General features: G+C 60.5%; 19 protein-coding genes and 2 rRNA genes. 13 read left to right on the forward strand and 8 right to left on the reverse strand.

Annotation, left to right across the window (positions count from 1 at the left end; genetic code table 11):
* Positions 1–13: 13 nt before the first annotated feature.
* The 6 genes from KF691_03755 to KF691_03780 all read left to right on the forward strand — a co-directional run bounded on the left by KF691_03755 (position 14) and on the right by KF691_03780 (position 9,937).
* Positions 14–1,891 carry a hypothetical protein gene (locus tag KF691_03755; GenBank protein MBX3388553.1) on the forward strand — a complete coding sequence of 626 codons (1,878 nt, stop codon included), beginning with the start codon at positions 14–16 and terminating at the stop codon, positions 1,889–1,891.
* A 633-nt stretch (positions 1,892–2,524) separates the two neighbouring features.
* Positions 2,525–5,297, forward strand: a 23S ribosomal RNA gene (locus KF691_03760).
* Between the two features lie 326 nt (positions 5,298–5,623).
* Positions 5,624–5,730: ribosomal RNA gene (rrf, locus tag KF691_03765) — 5S ribosomal RNA — on the forward strand.
* 346 nt (positions 5,731–6,076) lie between these two features.
* Positions 6,077–7,450, forward strand: a complete 1,374-nt coding sequence (locus tag KF691_03770) for a beta-lactamase family protein (GenBank protein MBX3388554.1) — start codon at positions 6,077–6,079, stop codon at positions 7,448–7,450.
* Positions 7,451–7,664: 214 nt separating this feature from the next.
* Entirely contained in the window at positions 7,665–8,447 is a 783-nt protein-coding gene (locus tag KF691_03775) for a hypothetical protein (GenBank protein MBX3388555.1), read from the forward strand.
* Positions 8,448–8,512: 65 nt separating this feature from the next.
* Entirely contained in the window at positions 8,513–9,937 is a 1,425-nt protein-coding gene (locus KF691_03780; protein ID MBX3388556.1) for a glycoside hydrolase family 30 protein, read from the forward strand.
* A 218-nt stretch (positions 9,938–10,155) separates the two neighbouring features.
* Here KF691_03780 and KF691_03785 read toward each other — a convergent pair whose 3' ends face one another.
* Positions 10,156–10,470 (reverse strand): hypothetical protein, encoded by a 315-nt coding sequence (locus KF691_03785; GenBank protein ID MBX3388557.1) that lies wholly within the window; start codon positions 10,468–10,470, stop codon positions 10,156–10,158.
* Positions 10,471–10,558: 88 nt separating this feature from the next.
* Between KF691_03785 and KF691_03790 the strand changes: the two genes are divergently transcribed.
* Positions 10,559–10,780 carry a hypothetical protein gene (locus tag KF691_03790; protein ID MBX3388558.1) on the forward strand — a complete coding sequence of 74 codons (222 nt, stop codon included), beginning with the start codon at positions 10,559–10,561 and terminating at the stop codon, positions 10,778–10,780.
* A 12-nt stretch (positions 10,781–10,792) separates the two neighbouring features.
* On the opposite strand, the gene KF691_03795 is transcribed toward KF691_03790, so the two are convergent.
* Positions 10,793–11,740 (reverse strand): FAD-dependent oxidoreductase, encoded by a 948-nt coding sequence (locus KF691_03795; protein ID MBX3388559.1) that lies wholly within the window; start codon positions 11,738–11,740, stop codon positions 10,793–10,795.
* 72 nt (positions 11,741–11,812) lie between these two features.
* On the opposite strand from KF691_03795, the gene KF691_03800 reads away from it, so the two are divergent.
* Positions 11,813–13,333, forward strand: coding sequence for a DUF2330 domain-containing protein (locus tag KF691_03800; protein MBX3388560.1), 1,521 nt, complete (start codon positions 11,813–11,815; stop codon positions 13,331–13,333).
* Here KF691_03800 and KF691_03805 read toward each other — a convergent pair.
* Complete coding sequence (locus KF691_03805; protein MBX3388561.1) at positions 13,330–14,259, reverse strand: hypothetical protein; 930 nt, start codon at positions 14,257–14,259, stop codon at positions 13,330–13,332. The two genes, KF691_03800 and KF691_03805, sit on opposite strands and share 4 nt — an antisense overlap.
* Positions 14,260–14,471: 212 nt before the next feature.
* A complete protein-coding gene (locus tag KF691_03810) occupies positions 14,472–15,089 on the reverse strand; it encodes a YceI family protein (GenBank protein MBX3388562.1) in 618 nt (205 codons plus the stop codon).
* A gap of 265 nt (positions 15,090–15,354) precedes the next feature.
* On the opposite strand from KF691_03810, the gene KF691_03815 reads away from it, so the two are divergent.
* The 4 genes from KF691_03815 to KF691_03830 are packed head-to-tail and all read left to right on the forward strand — an operon-like array spanning position 15,355 to position 18,307.
* Positions 15,355–15,633, forward strand: coding sequence for a hypothetical protein (locus tag KF691_03815; GenBank protein ID MBX3388563.1), 279 nt, complete (start codon positions 15,355–15,357; stop codon positions 15,631–15,633).
* Entirely contained in the window at positions 15,630–15,953 is a 324-nt protein-coding gene (locus KF691_03820; GenBank protein MBX3388564.1) for a type II toxin-antitoxin system RelE/ParE family toxin, read from the forward strand. The genes KF691_03815 and KF691_03820 overlap by 4 nt, the downstream gene beginning before the upstream one ends.
* A 26-nt stretch (positions 15,954–15,979) precedes the next feature.
* The gene (locus tag KF691_03825; protein ID MBX3388565.1) at positions 15,980–17,341 is read left to right on the forward strand and encodes an aminotransferase class I/II-fold pyridoxal phosphate-dependent enzyme; all 1,362 of its coding nucleotides are present in this window, start codon (positions 15,980–15,982) and stop codon (positions 17,339–17,341) included.
* Between the two features lie 36 nt (positions 17,342–17,377).
* Positions 17,378–18,307: a hypothetical protein gene (locus KF691_03830; protein MBX3388566.1), complete on the forward strand. Its 930-nt coding sequence runs from the start codon at positions 17,378–17,380 to the stop codon at positions 18,305–18,307.
* A gap of 199 nt (positions 18,308–18,506) precedes the next feature.
* Here KF691_03830 and KF691_03835 read toward each other — a convergent pair whose 3' ends face one another.
* From KF691_03835 to KF691_03850, 4 genes are all read right to left on the reverse strand, one after another.
* On the reverse strand, positions 18,507–19,355 hold the full coding sequence (locus KF691_03835) for a CPBP family intramembrane metalloprotease (GenBank protein ID MBX3388567.1): 849 nt from the start codon (positions 19,353–19,355) through the stop codon (positions 18,507–18,509).
* Between the two features lie 316 nt (positions 19,356–19,671).
* The gene (locus KF691_03840) at positions 19,672–20,325 is read right to left on the reverse strand and encodes a dihydrofolate reductase family protein (protein ID MBX3388568.1); all 654 of its coding nucleotides are present in this window, start codon (positions 20,323–20,325) and stop codon (positions 19,672–19,674) included.
* A 128-nt stretch (positions 20,326–20,453) separates the two neighbouring features.
* Positions 20,454–21,035 carry a DUF1905 domain-containing protein gene (locus KF691_03845; GenBank protein MBX3388569.1) on the reverse strand — a complete coding sequence of 194 codons (582 nt, stop codon included), beginning with the start codon at positions 21,033–21,035 and terminating at the stop codon, positions 20,454–20,456.
* A gap of 341 nt (positions 21,036–21,376) precedes the next feature.
* On the reverse strand, positions 21,377–21,736 hold the full coding sequence (locus KF691_03850; protein MBX3388570.1) for a nuclear transport factor 2 family protein: 360 nt from the start codon (positions 21,734–21,736) through the stop codon (positions 21,377–21,379).
* 215 nt (positions 21,737–21,951) lie between these two features.
* Between KF691_03850 and KF691_03855 the strand changes: the two genes are divergently transcribed.
* Positions 21,952–23,814 carry an ABC transporter permease subunit gene (locus KF691_03855; protein ID MBX3388571.1) on the forward strand — a complete coding sequence of 621 codons (1,863 nt, stop codon included), beginning with the start codon at positions 21,952–21,954 and terminating at the stop codon, positions 23,812–23,814.
* Positions 23,815–23,837 lie beyond the last annotated feature (23 nt).

The following is a 23,837-nucleotide window of genomic DNA, read 5'->3' on the forward strand; positions in this document are numbered from 1 at the left end:
ATAAGGATCAGCGATGAAACTGAAGGGAATAAATCCGATCGAGCAGCACGTCGAAAAGATCGTCGTCGTGCTCGCGGGCGTGGCTTTGCTCGCCGTCATTGCGCAGCAGTTCCTCACCAACCCCAACGAGGTCAAGATCGGCGGCGACACGGTTTCAGCCGCCCGCGCGTACGAACCGGTGAAACGAGCCGCAAACGTGCTCAAGTCGAAGCTCGACGCGTCGACACCCCCTCTGCCCGACGGCTTTGATTCCGCCGGCAAGGACATGAAGGGCGAGTGGGAAAAGTTGGTCAAGGGCGCGATCGCCCCGCGCAAGTCACTCCCGGCGCTCGGACCGGCGGTCGCGCTGGGTGCCACCAACGTCATCGTGACTGACGCGACGTTTGCCGAGGTCGCATTGCCCCAGCCCGCGCCCGCTGTTGCCGCGGCATTCTGGTCCACGATCAGCCCGGACGAAACCGCGGCATATCCCGAGCTCGCCGCGCTTTTGCCCAAGGAACAGCCGTTCGATCATCCTTTCGTCAGCGTTGAATCGACCATCGATATCAGGTCGCTTGTCGATTCGCTTCAGTCCGATCCCGATGGCGCCGGTCCTCTCGAAGCGATGCCGCAGGGTTGGTGGCGTGAAGGAATCGAAGCAGTATCCGTCGAAGCCGAGCGCGAGCAGATGAAGTCCGACGGTTCGTGGGGCAAGGGCGTCGTCCTCCCCGCGATGCTCGGGCGGCATCTCTTCGTTGTTGGTTGGAACGAGAACGTCAAAACCAATGGAGACATGCAATCAGAATTGCGTAGCGCGCGCGAGCAAGCGTCCGAAATCCTGCGCCCCGCCTTCTACAAGACACTGGGCGCTCAGGACTGGGTTCCGCCTTCCGCTGCCGCGACTCGCACCAAGGCGGGCGCGGATCCCGGCGTGATCGCCGCCAAGCAGTCCGAACTCGAAAAAGTCCGCGCCGACCTCAAGACGCGGCGCGAGGAACTCGAGAAGCTTCCCAAAGACGAGCCCAAGAAGCCCGAAGCGCCCAAGCCAACTGAAAAGCCGGCGCCCGGACGGGCACCCACGCCCAAGCCACCGCCCACCACTCCGACGGTCAACAACACCGTCGAGCGCACGCGACTGACCAACATCATCAACAGGCTCGAGAACCGCGAGCGACTTCTCGCGGAAGAAATCGCGAGAATCTCGCCCCAATCGACCGGCGACACCGCGCCCGCCGGCGGGGCGCCCGCCGCGATCACCAGCCTGCTCTCGCAGGATTCGGTGACATTCTGGATGCACGACGCGACCGCGCAGCCCGGTGAGCGCTACCGCTACCGACTCCGCCTCGGCGTGAACAACCCCCTCTTCGGTCGCGGCATGAATCTCAAGGAAGAGCAGCAGAGCCTTGCCGCAAACAGCATCATCAAGAGCCCGTGGTCGGAGTGGAGCAACGCGGTCGATGTCGATCGGGCCGAGTACTTCTTCGTGACCTCGGCGACTCCCGACAACGATCTCGGGGCGGCCCGAGCGTCGGTCGAACTCTACAAGTTCTATTTCGGGCATTACCGCAAGCAGACCGCCGGCATGAACATCGGTGATCCGCTTTCGGGGAGCATCAATCTTCCCAAGAGTCTCGCGAGCGCGCCGACCGCGCCCTCTGATACGGCGAATCCCGGAACGACGGCAGAAGCCGAAGCGCCGGCATCGTTCACCGTTCCCGACAACATCCGCGTCACGCTCGACGGCGTGATTCTGCTCGATGTCGCGCCGATGCCGAATGCTTCGGGCACGCCGAGTTTCGTCGCGGTTTTGCGGGATATCAACGGCCAGGTCATCATCCGCGACCCTGAAAAGGATCGCGACAGCCCGCTGTACAAGCGAATCGAAGCGTCCGCGAAGTCGGCCGGCGGCTGAACCGTTCGGGGTACTCCGGCGTTCAGTTTCTGTAAAGGCTTGAAGATTCAGAGTTTAGAGCCGACTCGCAAAAGACTTTTGTCCAGCACTTGACCCCTGAGGGGGTGTCCCTAGACTTCCCTCCGCTCTCAAAACGGGCGGAACCCCGGAACGGTGAAAACCGAGTCGGGCCGATCACCGGGGCGAAGGCCACGGCGACGGGTATCTTTGACAACCGGAGATTGGAAGAAGAATCGATCCCGGGCCTTTGCCGACGGGTGCGGATGCTTTCATGCGTGCCGCGGCCCCGAGTGCAACACCCGGAATCACGACGACTCAAAGACCTTGAGCCCACAATGGAAGCCTTGAAAAAGACTTCTTTTCGGCCAGGTTTTGAGTGCAATAGAAGCAAGTAAGAATCGAGATCGGAGACGTCTGTTTGCGATGGGTGCAAACCCAAAGCAAGCAGGCATCAACGGACTCTCGAAGCGCAATTCAGGTTGGCCTTTTCGACGAATCAGTCCGCGTGCCGCAAGGCAATCGGACGGAGGAATCGAAACCGCGGGTATTCAGGCCTGCGGGGTACGACTTGACTACGAGGTGCGAAGTTCGACCAAGCGATTGGCCGGGCGGAGCATCGCGGCGTCAGGTTGGTGATCAGGCACGAAGGGCGCACGGCGGATGTCTTGGCGTCGAGAGGCGATGAAGGACGCGAAAACCTGCGATAAGCCCTAGGGAGCCGGTAAATAGGCAGAGATCTAGGGATTTCCGAATGGGGCAACCCACCCGCAAGGGTATTCGGCACTGAATGCATAGGTGCCGAAAGCGAACGTGGAGAAGTGAAACATCTCAGTACCCACAGGAAAAGAAAGCAACAGCGATTCCGCAAGTAGCGGCGAGCGAACGCGGATGAACCAATTGTGCGAGTGAAGTGTCTGGAAAGACACGCTCCAGAAGGTGAAAGCCCTGTAGCCGCACGTTGGGGATGCCCACGAGTAAACTCGGGCTCGGGAAACCCGGGTTGAATATGGGGGGTCCACCCTCCAAGGCTAAATACTCCTCGACGACCGATAGCGAACCAGTAAGGCGACTGAACGATGAAAACTACCGCGACGAGCGGGGTGAAAGAGTAGCTGAAACCGTGCGCTTACAAGCGGTCGGAGCCTCCTCCAAAAGAGGGGTGACGGCGTGCTTTTTGCATAATGAGCCGACGAGTTAGCCTATGCGGCGAGCCTAAGGTCTACCGGACCGGAGGCGGAGCGAAAGCGAGTCTGAAACTGGCGATCAGTCTCATGGGCTAGACGCGAAACCTTGTGATCTACCGTTGGTCAGACTGAAGGGCGGGTAAAACCGCCTGGAGGGTCGAACGCGTGAACGTTGAAAAGTTCTGCGATGAACTGACGGGAGGGGTCAAAGTCCAATCAAACTGGGAGATAGCTCGTTCTCTCCGAAATAACTCTAGGGTTAGCCTCAGCAAGCAAACTATGGAGGTAGAGCGACTGGATGGTCTGAGCGGCCTACCCGGCTAGCCGGACCAACCAAACTCCGAATGCCATAGTTCAAGCGCTGGGAGATAGACGGCGAGTGACAATATCCGTCGTCAAAAGGAGAAAAATCCAGACCACCAGCTAAGGTCCCCAATTTCTGCTCAGTCAAAGGAAGTCAGGTTGCCGTGACATCCAGGATGTTGGCTTAGAAGCAGCCATCATTTAAAGAGTGCGTAACAGCTCACTGGACGAGGAATCTGGCGCCGATAATGATCGGGAATAAGCAGAAAACCGAAGCTGTGGACTCAATAGCAATATTGAGTGGTAGGAGAGCGTTCTTGGTGCATCGAAGCTGTACTGTAAAGTTAGGTGGAGCGCCAAGAAGTGCATATGTCGGCTTGAGTAACGATTAGACAGGTGAGAATCCTGTCCGCCATATATCCAAGGTTTCCTGGGGAAGGTAAATCCGCCCAGGGTTAGCCGGGTCCTAAGGCGAGGCCGAAAGGCGTAGTCGATGGAAGTCGGGTCAATATTCCCGAGCACCTGCGTAGATCAATCCGTTGTGCGGATTTCCGGAGTTCACGGCCCTGTTGGATGGGCAGGCCCTTGTGGCCGATGTGAGCAAAGGGAGTTCCTAGAAAAGCAGCGGTGGCGAAACAGGTCCCGTACCAAAACTGACACAGGTGGATGAGGCGAATAGCCTAAGGCGCTCGAGAGAACGGTCGTGAAGGAACTAGGCAACATAACCCCGTAAGTTCGCGAGAAGGGGGCCCTACTCCGCAAGGAAAGGGCGCAGAGAAAAGGATCTGGGAACTGTTTATCAAAAACACAGCTCTGTGCAAAGGTGTAAACCGAAGTATACAGAGTGACGCTTGCCCGATGCCGGAATGTCAAGGAAGTGGCTAAGCGAAAGCGAAGGTCGCGACCGAAGCACCGGCGAATGGCGGCCGTAACTATGACGGTCCTAAGGTAGCGAAGTTCCTTGTCGGGTAAGTTCCGACGCGCATGAATAGCGTAATCACTGGATCACTGTCTCCACGACCGACTCGGTGAAATAGTAGTGGCGGTGAAGATACCGCCTACCCGCAGCAAGACGGAAAGACCCCGTGGACCTTTACTATAGGCTCCTATTGACCACGAGCATATTCTGCGTAGCATAGGTGGGAGGCTTTGAAGCCTGGATTCCGGTCCAGGATTAGCCAAAGGTGAAATACCACCCTGAGTAAGTTTGTGGTCTAACCTCGTTTCCCGTGAATCCGGGCGAGGGACAGTTGGTGTCGGGTAGTTTGACTGGGGCGGTCTCCTCCAAAAGAGTAACGGAGGAGCACAAAGTTCGGCTCAGCACGGATGGAAACCGTGTGTCGAGTGTAAGAGCACAAGCCGGATTTACTGCGAGACCGACGGGTCGAGCAGTTACGAAAGTAGGTTCTAGTGATCCTGCGATCCCGTGTGGAAGGGTCGTAGCTCAACGGATAAAAGGTACCCCGGGGATAACAGGCTGATCGCTCCCGAGCGTCCATAGCGGCGGAGCGGTTTGGCACCTCGATGTCGGCCCATCACATCCTGGGACTGAAGGCGGCCCCAAGGGTTCGGCTGTTCGCCGATTAAAGTGGTACGCGAGCTGGGTTCAGACCGGCGTGAGCCAGGTCGGTCCCTATCTGTTGTGGGCGTCGCAAACTTGACGGGAATCAACCTTAGTACGAGAGGATTGGGTTGGACATACCCCTGGTGATCCAGTTGCACTGCCAAGTGCACCGCTGGGTAGCTACGTATGGCAGGGATAAACGCTGAAAGCATCTAAGCGTGAAGCCCCCCCGGAGATGAGGTTTGCTTGTCGTAAGACGGAAGACCCCTGGAAGACCACCAGGTTGATCGGCCGCGCGTGTACGGGCAGTAATGCCTTCAGCGGAGCGGTACGAACGGTCGAATGTCTGATCACCAACCAGCCGCCGCGATTTCGTTCGAGTCATCTGCCTCCGCAGATGAGACGGGCTTGTCCCTCTCATCCGCCTCCGCAGATGAATCCGAACAACTCGTGGCAGCGCTTCAAGAGTTCTGTTCGCGTGACTTCAATCACGCGGTCCGGTCTCGATCCTTACTGTTTCTATTCACTCGTGCCACCGACCTTGGCTTTGCAAGGTCGGTGCTCGTCGGGCCTTTTCCCTCTGCATTTCGCCTCGTGCCTGATGCCGAGTGCCTGGTGCCTTCTTCTTCCAGCTTCGCTGTCAACTCTGACGGCCCGCCGAAAGGCAGGCCGACTCGGTTTGTCGGTGACCACAAGCGTTAGGAAACACCTGTTCCCATCCCGAACACAGCAGTTAAGCTGACGCTGCCGATGATACTGCACTGCGGGAAAGTAGGTCATCGCCGACTTTGGGCTCTTCAAGGTAAACCTTGAGGAGCCCTTTTCATTTTTGCTCCGCGCGCTCGCCGTGGCACCGCTCTTCCGGGCGGTGTGCTTTCCTCCGAGGCCCCTCCCGGAGGGAGGGGGTTGGGGGGGCGAGTGACGCACACATACTGCACCCGCGCACCTCGCGCACTTCCGAAGCTCCTTCCGTGGGGGAGCAAAGGGGTTGGCGAAAGGGCGGTTGCGTTTCGCGCACTCATTCTCCCACTCCGCGTAACTCCGCAGACTCCGCACCTCCGCGTTCTCTTCCAAAAAGCTGCGGCAAATCCCTCGGGCGCATTCCCAAGTACCCTTCACCCCGAAGGAGCCACCATGCCCACTCTCCGCGCATCGCTCGCCATTGTCCTGCTTTCGTCCCTCACCGCCCTCGCCGCTCCTCCCGCCGACCTCACCCAAAAAATCGACGCCGCGGCAACAAAGGCACTCGCCGAACCCGGCGCCGCCGCGGTTTCTGTGGCCGTCGCTCGCAACGGAGAAATCATCTTCGCCAAGGCCTACGGCCTCGCCGATGTCGAACTCGATGTCCCCGCCACGCCCGACTCTCTCTTCCGGATCGGTTCGGTCACCAAGCAGTTCTCCGCCGCGGCAATCATGCGCCTCGTCGAACAAGGCAAAGTCTCTCTCGACGCAGAAATACAGACCTATCTCCCCGATTTTCCCAAGAAAGACCACCCCGTCACCATCCGCGAGATCCTGACCCACACTTCCGGCATCTGGTCCTACACCAGCGACGGCAAGTGGATGAGCCGTGACGCCTCGCTCGAGCTCACGCCCACCGAACTGATCGCAACGTTCGCAGAAAAGCCCCTCGACTTCGAGCCCGGCACGAAGTGGCACTACAGCAACTCGGCGTATTACTTGCTGGGCCCGATCATCGAAAAGGTTTCGGGCAAGCCCTACGCCGCGTTTCTTCAGGATGAGTTCTTCACGCCGCTCGGACTGAAGCACACCCGCTACGAATCCAATTCCGACATCATCAAGAACCGCGCCCAGGGATATTCGCTCCAGCAGGGCAAGCTCACCAACGATCGCGCGATCGGGGCGGATGTGCCCGGCGCCGCGGGTTCTCTTCTCTCAACGGCGAGCGATCTCTGCCGCTGGGAAATGGCGCTCGCGTCGGGAAAGGTTGTCTCGCCCGAGTCGTACAAACAGATGACGACGCCGGCGGTTCTCACAGGCGGCAAGCAGACCGACTACGGCTTCGGACTCCAGATCGATGAATGGGAGGATCGCAGGCGCATTTCGCACGGTGGCGGAATCTTCGGATTCAACTCCATGCTCCTCACGCTCCCGGCGGACGACAAGCACGCCGACGATCTCACCGTCGCCGTGCTCGTCAACAACGATTCGATCAACTCCGGCAAATTCGCCGACATCGTCGCCAAGAACGCGCTCGGCATCGAAGTCTTCGAGCCCAAGGATCTTGATTTGACCGAAGCCGAAATCGCGCGCTTCAAGGGCGACTTCGCGTTCGAAGGGATTCCGCTCGAAATCAAACTCTTCGACCGCGACGGCAAGATGTGGGCCCAGGCCACCGGCCAGAAAGAAACTCGCCTTCTCTACCAGGGCAACGGCGAGTTCCGCCCGACCTTCGACACCGACGTGAAGTTCGTGTTCGATGAAGGCAGCTCGGATTCTTTCGTTCTCCACCAGGGCGGCCAGATCCCCGCGAAGAGGAAGAAATAAGACCCTCACGCGGGGAACGGGCAAGCTCTTTTCTTCCCCGAAATCCCCTGTTTTCTCCGCGTTCTCTGCGATTCTCCCGTGAACAACCCGCTTCATTCTCGCGCGCCACGAACACGATTTTCCTTGCCGTTCCCGCCGCCCGCGGTATTCTTTTGTGACACGCGCCCGCAAGCTCCATGCGCACCGGCGCGAAGCAACGATGAGGAAATCAAACGTGCGTACATATGTTGGAATCGCGGCAGTCGTTGTCTCCGGCATCTCCCCGCGCCTCTCCCAGGCCGCGCCCGTCTTCTATCCGACCGCAAGCCCCCTCGGTCACTGGTTCGTCTCCACCAATGTCGCGCCTGGCGGCGACGGCAATTTCGCATCGTTCGTGACCAACAACTTCCAGCAGGCCGTCAACGTGACATACACCCCCGCCCGCGCCGATTGGATCGCCGATGTACCCGGCGGCAGTCACGGCGGCGTCGGCAACTGGACCTTCTTCGTCTTCCGCCAGACCTTTGACCTCACCGGTTACAACCCGGCGGTCGCGGCACTGACTTTCCGCTGGGCCGCGGACGATTCCGGCGAGATCATCGCCTTTCGCGGCTCATGGATTCCCGCCTTCCGTCTCAACGGCGGCGCATTCATCAACTACCCCGGCTCGACGCCCGATCACCGCATCCCGACCTACGACTTTTCTCCCTGGATCACCCTGACAAAGGGCTTCGTCGCCGGCGTGAACACGATCGATTTCTATGTCGAGGGCAACGGTCAGACCGACGGGTTCGGTTTGCAGGTGCAGAGCTTCACCGCGTGCGCCGGCGATCTGAATCACGACGGATTCGTGGACGATGCGGATTTTTCGTTCTTCGTCGCTGCCTACGACATTCTCGATTGTGCCGATCCGGCAATGCCGCCGAACTGTCCAAGCGACCTGAACGGAGACGGCCTCGTTGACGATGCGGACTTCACAGTGTTCGTCGCTTCGTACAACGAACTGATCTGTCCGTAGCGATGAGGCAAGCTACGCCCCGGATCAATAAGCGAGCGACTTCCGCGGCGATACTACCTTTCTTCATGTTCTGGTTCCTACTTCCACTCGGACTACTCACTATGCCCACGCTCGCGCAGCCTTTTCAGGCCAATGTCTTCCTCACCGCCAAGGACACCGAGTCGCGTCTCGCGCCCGCGGGCGTACTCACTTCCGCGGCGCCCGGCAACGCAAACGCGACAATCTTTCTCGACGACGGCACCACCTTTCAAACCATCGTCGGAATCGGCGGCGCGATCACCGATGCCGCGGCAGAAGTCTTCGCCAAGCTCCCCGCGCCCAAACAGCAAGAACTCATCACCGCCTACTTCGATCCGAACGCCGGCATCGGCTACTCGCTCATCCGCACGCACATCCACTCCTGCGATTTCTCGAGCGCGAGCTACACCTATGTGAAAGACAACGACGCGTCGCTCGAATCCTTCGACATCGCGCCCGATCTCAAACACCGCATCCCCATGATCAAGCGCGCCCTCGCGCTCGCCGGCAACCAGATCACCGTCTACGCCAGCCCCTGGTCGCCCCCCGCGTGGATGAAGTCGAACAGCAACATGCTCGAGGGCGGCGAGCTCAAGCCCGAATTCGCCAGCGCATGGGCGAACTACTTCGTCAAGTTCATCCAGTCCTACGAAAAGCAGGGCATCCCAATCTTCGGCGTCACCGTCCAGAACGAGCCCGCGGCAGTCCAGCGATGGGAATCCTGCATCTACTCCGCCGAGCAGGAACGCGATTTCGTCAAGAACTATCTCGGACCCGCGCTCGTGAAAGCGGGAATGCTCGATCCAGCAAACGTCGATGCGCCGAACTCGAAGAAGATCATCGTCTGGGATCACAACCGCGACATCATGTACGAGCGTGCGAAGGTAGTGCTCGAAGACCCCGCCGCGGCAAGGTACATCTGGGGCGTCGGCTTCCACTGGTACGTCGGCGATCACTTCGAAAACGTGCGATTGGTGCAGGAGCGCTTCCCCGACACCCACCTTCTTTTCACCGAAGGGTGCGTCGAGAGTTTTGATGCAGCGCGGGTGAAGGAGTGGGGCGCGGGCGAGCGCTACGGCCGATCACTCATGCACGATTTCAACAACGGCGCCGTCGGCTGGACCGATTGGAACATCCTCCTCGACGAGCGCGGCGGCCCGAATCACGTCGGCAACTACTGCTTCGCGCCCGTGCATGCGGACATCGGCGCCGGCAAGCTCACTTTCATGAACTCGTTCTACTACCTCGGCCACTTCTCCAAGTTCATCCGCCCCGGCGCGAAACGAATCATCGCGTCCTCTACATCCGACGACCTGCTCACCATTGCATTCAAAAACACGGACGGCTCGATCGCGGTTGTGGTGATGAACCAGACCGGCAAAGCGATTGATGTGAACCTGCAACTCCGAGGCGAAGCCGTGAAGCAGACAGCCCCCGCGCACTCGATCTTCACGGCGGTGATCAAACGCTGAGCATGCGTCGCAGCGACGCGCGCTCGGAATCCAAATCTCTCGCGCGATGTTCCGGATTCCTGTCATCTCCCGCCCCCGTTTTCCGTTTTCCTTTCACACGTTCGCTTTCCTCTTCAGTATTTCTTCTCCGTTGCCTTCCGTGTTTTTCCGGCATCCTGCGCGTTTCGCTTCCTTTCACTGCTGTTTCCGTAACAAAACAGCCTATTTTCATAGCAGTTTCAGCGTGTTTTGTTGGTGACAAGACCGCGCGAGGCGCCGATACTCATGGGTGTACGCGGCATCCAAGCCAAGTACGCCTCCCGCGTTTGTCCGCCGGAAGTTTGAAGAACCTGAGCCGATCCGTGATCAAGTCCATGTTCAAGACCATGATCAACGCTCGACTTCAACTTGCCCATGCCGGCCGACACGGCCGACTTTCGCACACGCTTCAATGCTGTTGCGCGATTCGCCCGCGGATCTGACCGCGAGGTACGACGGATCCAGATACCAAATTTGAAAGCACGATTCTGAAAGAGGTTTTCCTGTTCGCGCACGTTCGCATGGTTTGCTGAAATTGACACTCACACGCCGCGGCTCGCTTCCCGATGCGGGCCCGGCGCACGAACCACAAGGGAGTTACTCATGTCCGCCGTCCGCCGCCTGCGTTTCCCGTTTGCTCGTCACGCGTTGTCCGATGCCGCCGAGGCGCTGCGCCACCGCGCCGACGCGGGACCGAAGCAGCCGCCAGCGCCTTCGACAAGTCTCTCGCAGTCGTTCAGCGAACTCGTCGGTCGCACCATCCGCATCGCGAACATCGACATGGATCGCGATCCGTGGTGGCTCTATTTCCGCCGCCGGAAGTGAGCGAGCGGCCGTTCATCGAACGAGCCGTGCGACCTCTTCCGCGCAGCCGCGGCAGAGCGTGTAGCCCGAACCGCCGTGCCCGTAGTTGTGGATGATGCGCGGGTCCGCGGCGTCGCGATCGAGGCGGACCGAAGGGCGGTAGGGCCGGAGTCCCGCGGATTCACGGAGTACCGGGCCCGGTTCGAGCCCCATCGATGCCGCGCGAGAGAGGATCACATCGGTCATCGCGCGGGTGGTTGTGCATGGGCGATCATCGGAACAAACTTCGGCGCATCCGCCGAGCACGACCTCCGCGCGGCGGGGGATCGAATAGAACATGCGGCTCTCATCGCGTTCATCGCCGAGGCAGTGCGCGAGATCGATCCGACCCGGCGCGGTAATCACGGTTTGGCCGTAGATCGCCTGCAATTCAGTGTCGCCCGTCAATCGGCGCGCGCCGAGGCCCGTGCAGTTAATAAGCGCTTCGGCATTCGTCTCGGCGAGCAATTCCGCGAGCGAGTCGACCCGACGAATCTCGACAGGCCGTCGCAGTTGCTTTTCGAGCCACTCGAGAAAGATCGGCGGATCGCAGCGCGGCGCGGAAAACTTCCAGCCGACATGTGCTCCGGCGGGGAGAGTCTTGCCATCCACCGATTCGATCTTCTCAATACCCGGAGTTGCATCGGCCCACCAAGGCCAGCGGCCATCCGCTGCGAGCTCGGTCCGCAAAAGCAAATCCACACCCGCACCCGGAGTCGCTTTCGCGAGCTCGGTCAGCCAATGAAGAGTTGCGCCGGCCCAGATCGCGGCTTTTTCGGGCGGCCCGACCTTGAAGGGGTACCAGATTGCGCCTGCCGCGGCGGAGGTCGTGGAACTGCCCTTCGCGGCGGCGATGACGCGCACGTCGTGACCGGCTTCTTCGAGCGTCAACGCCGAAGTCAGGCCGATCACACCAGCGCCAAGAACAACAACGCGAGCCATGTTTCAGGGTACGCTGAGGAACCTGGAGACATGCCGCGGCGGATAGTCCGGCACGGAAGGCGGGTGCGGTGAATGGCTGTGATGTTCCGGGCTTTGATCTGCGCAGCATTGCTGGTGTGTTCACCGGCGCTCGGCGATGGGAAGATATTTGCCGGTCATGCCGCGCCGGCGGAGATTCCCGAGCAGTCGGCGCTGATTGTGTACGACGGGAGAGTCGAGACACTGGCGATCGAAACGCGGTTTGCTGCGAAGGGCAGGGACTTTGCATGGGTGGTGCCACTGCCGGCGAAGCCGGAGATTCGGGCCGGCACGGCAGGGATGTTTCCGACGCTGCGGGGGATGTTTCTGCCGCGGATGTGGGTTTTCGAGGGTGCCGGAGTTGTGATTGGACTGCTGTTGTTTTGGTGCGTTGGGTGTTGCCTCGTGATGCTTGGAGCTGGTTCGGCAGGTGCAAGAATCGCGGCCTGGGGAACTCTGGCATGGCTCCTTGTGACGTCCTGCGTGATGAGTTCACTGGGACTAGCGAGGGGAGGCGGAGGCGATTTCGGCGCGGTGACGGTCATCGAACGTGCCTTGATCGGCGACTTCGATGTGTCGGTTGTACAGTCGGCGGATGCCGGCGAAATAAAGGGATGGCTCGCGGAAAATGGAGTCGGAACTTCGCCGGACGCGGACCGGGCGATCGAGGACTACGTGAAGCGAGGATGGTTCTTTGCGGTGTCGAAGCTGCGTCGCTCCTTCGATGAAGCGAGATTGACCGCACCGACCCCTCTGATATTCAAATTTGCCGCGAGCAAGCCGGTCTATCCGATGCAACTCACGGGAGCGGGCGCGACGGCGCCGCTGCGGCTCGAACTGTTCGTGTTTGGAAAGTCGTTTGCGTTTGCATCGGGATTCGACAGCGTGCGGCGGGCGGACGTTGAGATTCTGGAGAGCGGACAAGGTTATTACTGGCGCGGTTCTACCAACGTTCGCGTTTCGCACGCGCTTGTGAAGGAAGTTGTGGGTGATGCACCGTGCGCAACGCTGCTGCGGCGCACTCTGCGGCCAGGAGACATGAACCGCGACATCGATATCGAGTTTGCCGGTGCAAGCAGGAAAGGCAACTCGATCGCATCGAAGACCGCGGCGCTTCAGATGGCGATCGCGATGGGGCTGACCGCGTTTCTGATTAGCGGCGCCGGCTTGTCGCGCTGGGCGGCGCAGATTGGGCCGTGGCCTGCCGGTCTGCAGGGGTTGGGAATGTCGCTTGCAGCGGGCATTGTCGGTTTCCTTCTGACATGGCATTTGATCCCGGCGGTTTCGGAAGCGAGCAAATCCGGTATTTCAGATTACAAGCGCATGAGGGAGATTCAGAGTGCGTGCTCCGTGGCCATCGATCAGATGGAGAAACAAGGGCCCGCAAAGAATAAGGAAGCATCGCTCGTTGCAGAGGCCGCCGTTCGCCTGCTTCAGCAAGAGTTCGGCTATCCCAACGACGTACGCGTCGAGGATTCGCCCGGCAACTTCATCATTCGAGAGAAGAATGGCGAGATTCAGTGTGTGTACTTCAACTGGAACGGACAGGAGACCGTCGAGACTTTGCGTTACTAATACGAGTACGGATCTGCCGCGAGCGCGTCCATGGCGCGTTTGCCGGCGATCGCGGCGAGAACAAGAAAAGGAATCGCGGCGACGGCGAGGCGCAGGAACGTGCGGCCCTTTGAAGGCACGGCGGGCTTCCAGATCGCATCGAGCAGGAACGGGAGTGTCGGAACGAGCGCTACGAGCGCGCCGAAAAGGACTTTGAGCCAATTCGGGTCTTCGCCGGCGCCGATGGATGCGGCGAAAGTGATCATCGACGCGACGAAGACGGGGACGTGCGTTGCGTTCTCCGCGAGGCGCAGGTTGGGGCGGATGAGTGCGACCGCGGCGCCGCCAAGGAGCGCCCACGAGATGATGCCGATGGCCTGGGCGCTCGGGAGCGAGCTGAGTCCGGGCTCGCAAGCGACGGCCGCGGCGAGCGTGAAGAGCGCGAGAATGCCGATGCCGCTGATGCCTTTGTTCAGCGTGACGATGTGGGAGAGCGAGAACCAGGCAGTGGTGGCGAACGCGCCGAGCAAGCCGAGCCAGGCGAGTTTTTCGGGGAGCGTCCACCGAAAGAAGATGGTTTGTGCGACAAAGCCGCCGAGCGTGACGATCGCGCCGAAGCGGGCGAGCAAGCGGAGTGCGCGAGGGCGGGGGAGGGCGAGCGCGACGAGCGCGAGAATGGCGGAGATGAGCGCGGTGAGCAGGGGCCACTCGGATGCGGAGCGCGGGTAGAGCACGAACTTGCCCGCGACCAGCGGCTGAAAGATGAACATCAGCGTGCAGAGGAGCACGGGAAGCACCCATGCGTGGCGCGGACGAGGGAGTTTGCCATTCGCGTCGGGCTGCGGCTCGGACCTTGGCGCGAGGAAGAAGAAGACGATCGCGCCGATGAAGAAGGGCGGGACCGAGCCGAGGAGGAGCACTTTGAGTTGTTCGGGAGAAATGGACATGCGAGATTCTTGGTGATGCGTGTCGCGAAACGGAAGCAAGGAGAGAACGCGGAGTTGCGGAGTTGGCGGAGTTGCGCGGAGAGCACGTGGAAGAAAAATGGATCGAATGGTCTGGAAAGAAAACGCACCGCGGCGTGCGGTGCGTTTGATCGTACTGGAATGCGGAAGACCCACCCCCTGCCCCCTACCTCCGGGAGGGGGTTTCGAAAAAGTCAGGTGCCTTTGCCGCCTTCAGCGCTGAAGAGGATGCTGACTTCATCGCTGAGGCCGGGACCGACCATGAACGAGACGCCGTAATCGGAGCGATTGATTCTGAACCTGGTTTCGAAGCCGGCGACTTCGCCGTTGCGGGCTTTGCCGTGGCCGGTGTCGGTGACGGGGACGATGACCTCGGTGGTTTTGCCGCGGATCGTGAGATCGCCGGTCACGTCATAGGTCCCGTCGCCGGTTTTCTTAAACGACTTGCTCTTAAAGCTCATCGTGGGGAATTCGGTGACGGCAAAGAAGTCGCCACTCTTGAGGTGCTTGTCGCGGTTGGCGTTGGCGGTGTCGACGGAGTCGGTTTCGATCGTGATATCGATAAAGCTCTTGGAAGGGTCGGCGGGGTCGACATTGAAGGTGCCGCCGGTCTTGTTGAAGCGACCGTAGAAGTTGGAAACGCCGTTGTGCTTGACGCCGAAGACGGCGGAGGTGTGAACGGGATCGACCTTGTAGCCGTTGTCCGCGGCGAAGTTGGCGACTGCTGGCGGGGTGGAGCTCCAGAGTGCCGCGGCAGTTCCGACGGCGGCGACGGTGAGGAAGGGGAGTGAGAGTTTGGCCAGCTTCTGCATGAGAATCGGTCTCCAAGCGGGGAAACGAGAGCCTACCGGAAACGTCCGGGAAGCGACGGAGAGTTGGATGCGGGGGGCTTCGGGAGGATTCATTGACAATAGATGGCAATAGATGTAGGATTTTGGCAGACGAGGGGCGAGGGAAGGGCTTGGAAGGCGGATGGCGGATGGCGGAACTCGGAACTCGGATTTCGGATCGCAAAGGCAGAAGGCGGATTGCTCAGGGAAGAGAGGGGCGGGACCGACGGCGATTGCGGGAGGCATCATGAAAGAGAAGGAAGACAAGCAGAAGATGGAGACGATGAACATCTCGCTACCGAAGGAACTGGCGGAGTTTGTCGAGCACAGGGTGGCGGGGCAGTTCGGGAACCGGAGCGAGTATTTTCGTCATCTGGTGCGGGAGGATGCGGAGAAGCGCACGCGGTTTGAGCAGTTGATTCGAGAAGGGCTTGATGAGACCGGCGCCACCGAGGTGACGCCGGAATTCTGGGAAGCGATGAAGGCGCGAGTTGCTGAACGGCTCAAGAAGCGGAAGAGCGCGTGATCAACATCATCATTTCGCGTGCCGCGGAGCGTGATGTTGAGTCGCACGCGATGTTTCTGGCGCTCGATAGCCACGAAGCTGCGGCACGGTTTCTGGAACGGGTGGATTCCACGATCGAGTTGCTGAGAGAGCGGCCGGAATTGGGGCACGTGCGACGAGACTTGTTCCCGGTGGAAGTTGCCGAGTTGCGGCTGCTGGCTGTCGAAGGGTTTCCGAAGCACCTCGTTGTGTATCGCATTCGCGAAGAAAACCTGTACGTGGTGAGGGTCCTGCACGGCTCGCGGGATCTTCCGGCGATGGACATTTCGGCGGCGGAATAGGTGATCGAATACAGTCGGTGACCATTATGAGCAAGAACGTTTTTGATACGCGGACGGACGCACTCTTCTCGCAACTCCGCGACCAGAAGGTCTGGAAGGAGTTGCAGACCATCGAAGGGCCGATGGACGCGAAGATCCGGCTGAGGCAGGCGGACGGGAAGGAAAAGGAAGTCCTGTGCTTCTGCTCGAACAACTACCTGGGGCTCGCGAATCACCCGGAGGTTGTTGAAGCGGGGATCAGGGGCTTGCGCGATTACGGCGCGGGGACGGCAAGCGTGCGGTTCATCTGCGGGACGTTCTCGCCTCATCATGAACTGGAAGCCGAGATCGCGCGGATGATGGGGACGGAGAGTTCGTACACATTCGTGAGCGCGTGGACCGCGGCGGAGGCGCTCTTCCCGACGTGCACGGAGCCGGGCGACTGCATCATCAGCGATGAACTCAACCACGCGTGCATCATCGATGCGATCCGCCTGACGACGGTCATCAAGAAGGGCGTGCAGAAGGCGGTGTACGCGAACAACAGATTGGAAGGCGAGAAGAGTCTGCGCGCGGCGCTCGAGGCGGCGAAGAAGAATCCGGAGGTGACGGGGCAGATCTGGGTCGTGACCGACGGCGTCTTCAGCATGGAAGGCTCGATCGCGGATTTGCCGGCGATGCGGAAACTGTGCGATGAGTTCGGGGCGCTGCTCGTCGTCGATGATTCGCACGGGCACGGGGTGATGGGGAAATTGGGAAGAGGGACGCACGAGCACTGGGGGATGGTGGGGGAGTTGCAAATGGCAAAGGGCCAAATAGCAAATGGCAAAGGGGGAGAAGAAGGGAAATGGCCAAATGGCCAAATGGCCAAAGGGCCAAATGAAGAGAAAGCTCAAAGCTCAAAGCAGCAAAGCTCAAATGGATCGGGGAATGGGCGCGTGGACATCTTTACCGGCACGCTGGGGAAGGCGCTTGGTGGTGGGGCGGGAGGGTTTGTGGCGGCGAGCGAGCGGGTGACGAAATTGCTCATCCAGCGCGGCAGGCCGACGCTCTTCAGCAATGCGTTGCCGGTGACGGTGGCGTGCAGCGCGAAGAAGGCGATCGAGATCATGCTGCGCGAGCCGCAGCGCGTGCAGAAACTGAAGGACAACACGGCGTATGCGCGGAAGAAGATCAAGGAGGCGGGGTTCGATGTGCTCGAGAGCCCGACCGCGATCTGCCCGATCATCGTGGGCGAGACGGCGAAGGCGATCGCGATGAGCAAGCGACTCTTGGAACTGGGCGTGTTTGTGATCGGATTCGGGTATCCGGTCGTGCCGGAGGGGCATGCGCGGCTGCGGTGCCAGATCTCGGCGGCGCATTCGACGGGGGATATTGATGCGCTGGTGGGGGCGCTGAGAAAGTTGTAGGTGTGAGTTGTGAAACTGCGAAGGGGGATTGGTGAGATGGGTGCTACTCGATCGCCAAGTTGGATATCTGGTGCTCAACTCGTTAGGCTGGCTGATTCTCTGCACGAGGCGGCATTTTCGGAGCAATTGCGCCAGTCGCTTGCTACCCAATTGCTGGGGATGGCCACTAGCAAGCGATCCGCAGCGCAAGCAAAGTTCGAATCTCAACGGGATCTCGCTCGCATCGTTGTTTTCGTCGGCATCGTTCTCATGGCCATAATGACATTAAGCGCTCTCGGAGGCACCGCCGTAGCGGCGCTGTCGCTGATCCCAATCGCTCTGCTCGGCGCCTTGTTGTTTTGGTTGACGGGCAGCCGCGCGCTTCACCTTCCAAATAGTCCCGGGATCGCGCCCTATGAACTAAGACGCATGGGAGTTGGGGAAGTTGTTTCAGCTGAACAAATGGCCGGTCTGACCTACGATGAAGTTCTTGGCGCAAGAGATTTGTGTGGAAAGAAAATCGTAAACATATTTGCGAATAAGTTGGCATCCAAGTTTAAGAAAATAATGGCGGATGGGCAGATGAAGGTGTGGGAAGACGGGCTAATTGCGATTGCGTCGAAACACGGCCTCGTCTTGGCAGATGTCCCGAGCGATTTGCTCTTGGTTCTTTCAAACGAAAGAATTAAAGAGCTGCGACTGTCGCATAAGAAAGACTTGACTGTTCAGGACACAGGGCCTGCTTTGGCGGGAGGTGTTCTTGCAGGAATGATGGGTGCAGCTCTCGGTGGCGGAAGTCTCGCGGCAGGTGCCGCAATCGGTGCAGCGTGGGCAGAATCGCAACGCGCGTCGCGTGTCTTGGTATCAGAGTCGTGGCTCTTGGATGTTTTGACGGACGCGTCGGAGATGCCGGTTATGACAATGCAATTTGATACCGAATCTGCCGCCAAGACAATGGAGGCAATATTGCAGATTGGGATAAGATAAGTAGGACTTGAAGAAGCGAAAGTCTGCAACATGTCTTGGATGATGCCGAAATCGTTGATTCAGATCGCGGGCGAGCCCACTGCCTCTCCGGGGCAGGAGGAGTTGGGGGTTGTTATCGACGGGTTGCGGTCGATCGAAGCGACCTCGCTCCATCCGTCTCTCCCCCGCTCGGGCGCAGAAGATTGGAAACCTTGCCAGACTAGCTGACACTCTGCGCGATGCTCGCGGCAGTTCCGGCAAGGATTTGCAGCGGAATGTGCGTTGCCGCGTGCGCGGCCATCGCGGATTCGAGGCCGCGGCGGGTGTAGAGGTAGCCGTAGACGGTGCCGGCGACACCGTTGAGAACCAGAACACGGGCGACGAGCCAAGGAGTCAATTCGCCGAGGCGGGCGGCGAGGGGCAAGTGGCCGAGCGCGAAGAGGAATGTGGCGATCAGGATTGCGGTCCAGATCGCGCCGGGGGTGGGCTGGCCATCTGGTTGGCTACTGGGGGTGCGCCAGAATTTGCCGAGAAGCCATGCGAGCAATGTGACAAGAAAGAAGCGGCAGATGAGTTCTTCGGTGATGCCGCCGTAGACGAGACCGGCGAGGAGGCGCTTCCAGAGTGGAACGTCGGCCATCCACTTCGCGAGTTCGAGGCCGGTGCGCGGGAGGAAGAGGAAGGCGTCGAGGACAATCAGAAGCAGGCCTGTGCCGAGGCCGATGATTGCGGCGAGTGCGAGACGGCGCGCGAGGCCGGGGCGCGGCGAACCCGCACGCCAGGCTTCGAGTTCGGGCGCGCCGAGACCGACTTTCTTGCCGAGCACGAGACCGACCGCGATTGCGACACCGAAGATCGCGGCGTTTTGCACGAAGCCGAGCGCGAAGACCGCGGGGAGAGGCATCGGCAGGTTTTTTTGGAACTCGGCTTTGGCGCCCGGGCTCACCAGTCTTGGGAGCCACTGCACCACGAGTGGGATCGTGGCGAGGAATCCGAGCAGGCCACCGGCAAGGAGAATGAGGAGGAGGGGCCAGTCGATTGCGCGGGGTTTGGGGGTGGAAGAAGGCACGCGGAGGGTTGTTGGGAATGGACGGGATTGTGTTGCGGGGGATTCCGCTGCCCCTCCGGGGCAGGAGAGATCATGCGCGTCGGTTTCCACGGGTTGCGCTCGGTCGAGGCGACCTCGTTCCACCCGTGGCTACAGCCCGGCGCCCCGTTGGGGCGGAGAATCCGATCGCGGATCGCGGATCGCGGATCGCGGATCGCGGATCGCGGATCGGAAATCAGAAACAGAAATCGCGGATCGCAGATCGCAGAACAGAGAATGGCGAACGTGGAGTTGAAGGAACGAGTGGGCGGTGCATCGGTCGGAGGCGTTGGATGAACTAGGGCTGTTTACGAAGGAAGACATGCGCCACGGCCTTTTCGCTGCCCACATGCCGCTCGCAGTAGTAGCCGAGCGCGTGGGTGTCGATGCCGTGGAGGAGGTGTTCGCCGCGGCCGAGAAGAACCGGCGAGATGGCGAGGTGAAGGTCGTCGATGAGGCGGGCTTGCAGGTATTGGCGGATCGTTGCGACGCCGCCGCCGACGCGCACGTCTCTGCCGCCCGCGGCATCGGTCGCCTGTTTGAGCGCGGAGTGGATGCCGTCGGTCACGAAGTGGAACGTTGTGCCGCCTTTCATCCGGAGGGGCGGGCGCGGGTGATGCGTGAGGACGAAGACGGGCGTGTGGTAAGGGGGTTCTTCGCCCCACCAGCCTTTCCAATTCTCGTCGGGCCATGGGCCGCGCACGGGGCCGAACATGTTGCGGCCGAGGATCCACGCGCCGATGTTTTCGAAACCTTTGGCGGCGATGTCGTCATCGCCACCGGTGTCGCCGCCGGATTGGTTTTGCATCTGGCGCCAGGTACGGGTGGTCATGAACCAATTGAAGAGTTCGGAGCCGCGGAGGCCGAGCGGGTTTTCGAGACTCTGCGCGGGGCCGGCGCCGTAGCCGTCGAGAGAGAGGGAGAAGCAGAGGACGCGGAGGCGGGAGGGCATGGGAGAATCCTGGGCGGATGGCGGAGAGAAATGGCAAATCGCAAATGAGCAAATGGCAAATGAGGAATGAGACGAGCGGGGGAAGCGCCAAATTGGAAGCGGCGAGGCGATTCTGAAAGGCGTTGGTCTTACTCGGGGACGGGGCAACTGAGGCTTTTGTCGTACATGCCGGAGCGATCGAAGCAGCAGGGGCGGCGCTTGCCATTCGCGAGCATGTCGCAGGCCTTTTCGATTCGGAGCGTGCGGGTTTCGGCGCGTTTGCCGGAGGTCATGAACTGGATCCAATCGCGGCGGGCGACGGGAGTGATTTCTTTCCAGGCGAGCTGCGCTTCTTTTGGCGCGGCGGCGAGGGCCTTGCGAAAGTCGGGCGGGACTTCGGGCTCGGGTTCCTGATCGGGAGCGAGGGGTGTGATCTCGAGAGAGACTTCATCGCCGATTTTGGTGCGAGCGCGCTTGCTGAGTTTGGGATCGACCTTGAGCCAGTGTCCGCCGCGGCCGTCCGGCTGAAGGGTTGAGGCGAAAGGGATGGAGTTGAAAGTGCCGCGGACCGAAACCTGGCTCCGGGAAGGAAGTTTGGAAGTGGCTTGTTTTGGAAGAACGAGAAAGGACCACGCGGGGCGTATGCCGTTGTCGGGCTTGGGGCGGAGGAGTTTCGTGCTGAAGCGGATTGGAGAAGTTACTGCTGAAGACTTTGACGTGCGCGTTGCCATGGTTTTCTCTTTGAGAACCAGTGAGGAGAATCGAAGCACCGCCCGCCCATGTTATGGGCGGGTTCATAGATGCCCGGCACGTTGACATCCTGTCGCAAGCCAATACCAGATGTTGCACATCTGGCAAGCTCCGTCGGCCCGCGTTGCGGGCCAACAGATGCGGAGAAGTCCGAGCGGCGTTTTGTCACCACTCGTGGCGTGTGCGAGCTAGCAGGCTGTTGAAAAACTCCAACCAGTCGCAATTTCGAACCGCCATCTACCCTCGCGACCCGGGTCTGAGGGCCAGAAAGTTGTCTGCAATGCGTCGGCGCAGTAGGCACAATCAGAATTTCAACAGCCTGCTAGCGATCGCCCTCGTAGAAGAACTGCTCGCGAACGATCTTGTCGCCCTTGACGGTGTAGACGCCGACTTCGGGAAGGGATCGACGCTTGCCGGTGGCTTTGGGGGTGACTTCGAAAGTGAAGTGGACTGCGAATTGATCGGGGCCGCAGAAGTATGGGCCGAGGACTTTTTCGCCGTGGATCTCGTTGACGGCCGCCCAGCGTTCAGATTTTTGGATCACAGGCGTTTTGCCGGCGGTTTCTTTGCCGTCGCCTTCGACGGAGACGATGTCGTCGGCATACATGCTGCGCATGACGTCGAAGTTTTTGCCCTGATTGCAGAGATCGACAAATTGTTTCGCGAGGGAGTTGATGCTCATGGGGGGAGCATACGGGAAGGGGGAAGGGGGAGAGTGAGGACCCGGACAAAGGTGAGGAGGTGAGGAGGTAGGGAGGTGAGGAGGTGAGGAGGTAGGGAGGTGGGGAGGTGAGCGGGTGAAGAGGTGAGAAGAGCGGCGCATTCGCTCGCCGCAATCGGTCCAATCCCCTCGCCACTCTGTCGCTTTGCCCCTTTGCCACTTCTTATGCTTTACCCATGCCCGTCTTTCTCCGTTGGATCGTCTACCTGATTCCGCTGAATCCGATCGCGGTGCGGCTCGTGCAGAACGGGTCGAGGCGGACGCGGCACCTGTATATTCGCGCGGCGTACCTGGCGGTGTTGATTCTGGTGTTGCTCTGGTCGCTCATTGCGCGGCTGGGGGGCGGGGAGCTGGATTATCGAGAGCTGGCGATCAATGCCGCGGCGAGCTTTACGTTTATTGCGTATCTGCAGCTCGCGCTGATCTGTATTTTGGCGCCCGTGTTCATGGCGGGGGCGATCGCGCAGGAGTCGAGCCCGCGGACATGGGAAGTGCTTTTGACGACGCCGCTGACGGCGGCGCAGATTGTTCTGGGGAATCTGCTGGGGCGATTGTTCTTCATCATTGCGCTGATGGTGGCGACGCTGCCCTTGTTCGCGCTGACGCAGTATTTCGGCGGCGTCTCGATGCAGGCGATTTTCGGCAGCTTTGCGATCAGCGCGTTCGCGGTGCTCCTGGTAGGCACCATCGCGATCGCGCTGTCGGTGTCGAGGCTGGCGGGCAAGAGGGCGGTGTTTGCCTTTTACGTGTGCGTGATCAGCTATCTTGCGATCACGGCGGGGATCGATGTGTTTTTGCGGAACTCGGGGCGCGGCGCCGCGGGCGGCGGGGGCGTGACATGGATGACCGCGATCAATCCGTTCCTGGCGCTCGCGGCACTCTTGAACCCGACGGATTTTCCGACGGCGCCGGAAGGGACGACGTCGGGGATCACGAACTGGTTCCTCGAACATCCGGTGCGGACGTGGTGCTACGGGTCGCTGCTGCTCAGCGTCCTGTTGATGGTGGTTTCGACGTTCACGGTGCGCAGCGGCGGTTTGAATCTGTTTCAGGCCGAGGAGAGCGGCATTCCGTGGTATCGAAAGATGTTTGGGCTTGGTGCGGCGGGCGCGGAGACGAGGCCGGCGCGGACGGTGTGGCACAATCCGATCGCGTGGCGCGAGGCGGCGGCGCGGAACAGCACGCTCGGGCGCATCGTGGCGCGGTACGCGTTCATCGGGCTGGGCGGATTGTTTGGGATTGCGTTGCTTGCGCTCTATCACACGGGCTCGATGAATCACGTTGATTTCCGCACGGCGCTGCTGGCGACGGTGTGGGGAGAGTTGGCGGTGATCACGCTGGTGGCGATCAACATGGCGGCGACGGCGATCAGCCGCGAGAGAGAGGACGGGACGCTCGATCTGTTGTTGACGACCCCGATTACGCCGTCGAGTTATCTGTTCGGGAAGCTGCGTGGACTGATTTCGTATCTCTTGCCGCTGCTGGCTGTGCCGCTGGGAACGCTTGCGCTGGCATCGGTCTATGTGCTCTTCGGCGGATTCGGACGCGAGGGCGGCGTGGAGGTGACGACGCAGATCGCGGGCGTCGGGTCGATGCAGATCCCGGTCGTGCTGCCGGAGGCGGCGATATTGGTTCCGGTCGTGGTGCTCCCGTTCACGGCGTTCTGCGTGATGGTGGGATTGCAGTGGTCGCTCCGGAGCAAGGGGACGATCTCGTCGGTGGTCGCGACGGTCGGAATCGTCGGCGCGGTCGCGGGGATGGTGGGCTTGTGCGGCTGGCAGGCGGCGTTGAGTGTTTCGTGGATCGGGCCGGCACTCGGGGCGTTGAGCCCGGCGCCACTGATTTTCGCGCTTGTCAGTCCGGAAGCGGCGATGGTGCAGACTGTTGCGGGCGGCGGCGGACTGGAGACGGCGCGGGTGTCGCTGGCGATCGGTTCGGTGTGCGCGGCGGTGATCTATTGCGTGGTGGTGTACGCGATCCAGAGCGGGATGGTGCGGACGTTTGATATGACGGTGAGGCGGTTGGCGGGGGTGAGGTAACAAAGCGCAAAGCGATAAAGCTC

Source organism: Phycisphaeraceae bacterium (genome assembly GCA_019636555.1).
Classification (GTDB): domain Bacteria; phylum Planctomycetota; class Phycisphaerae; order Phycisphaerales; family UBA1924; genus JAFEBO01.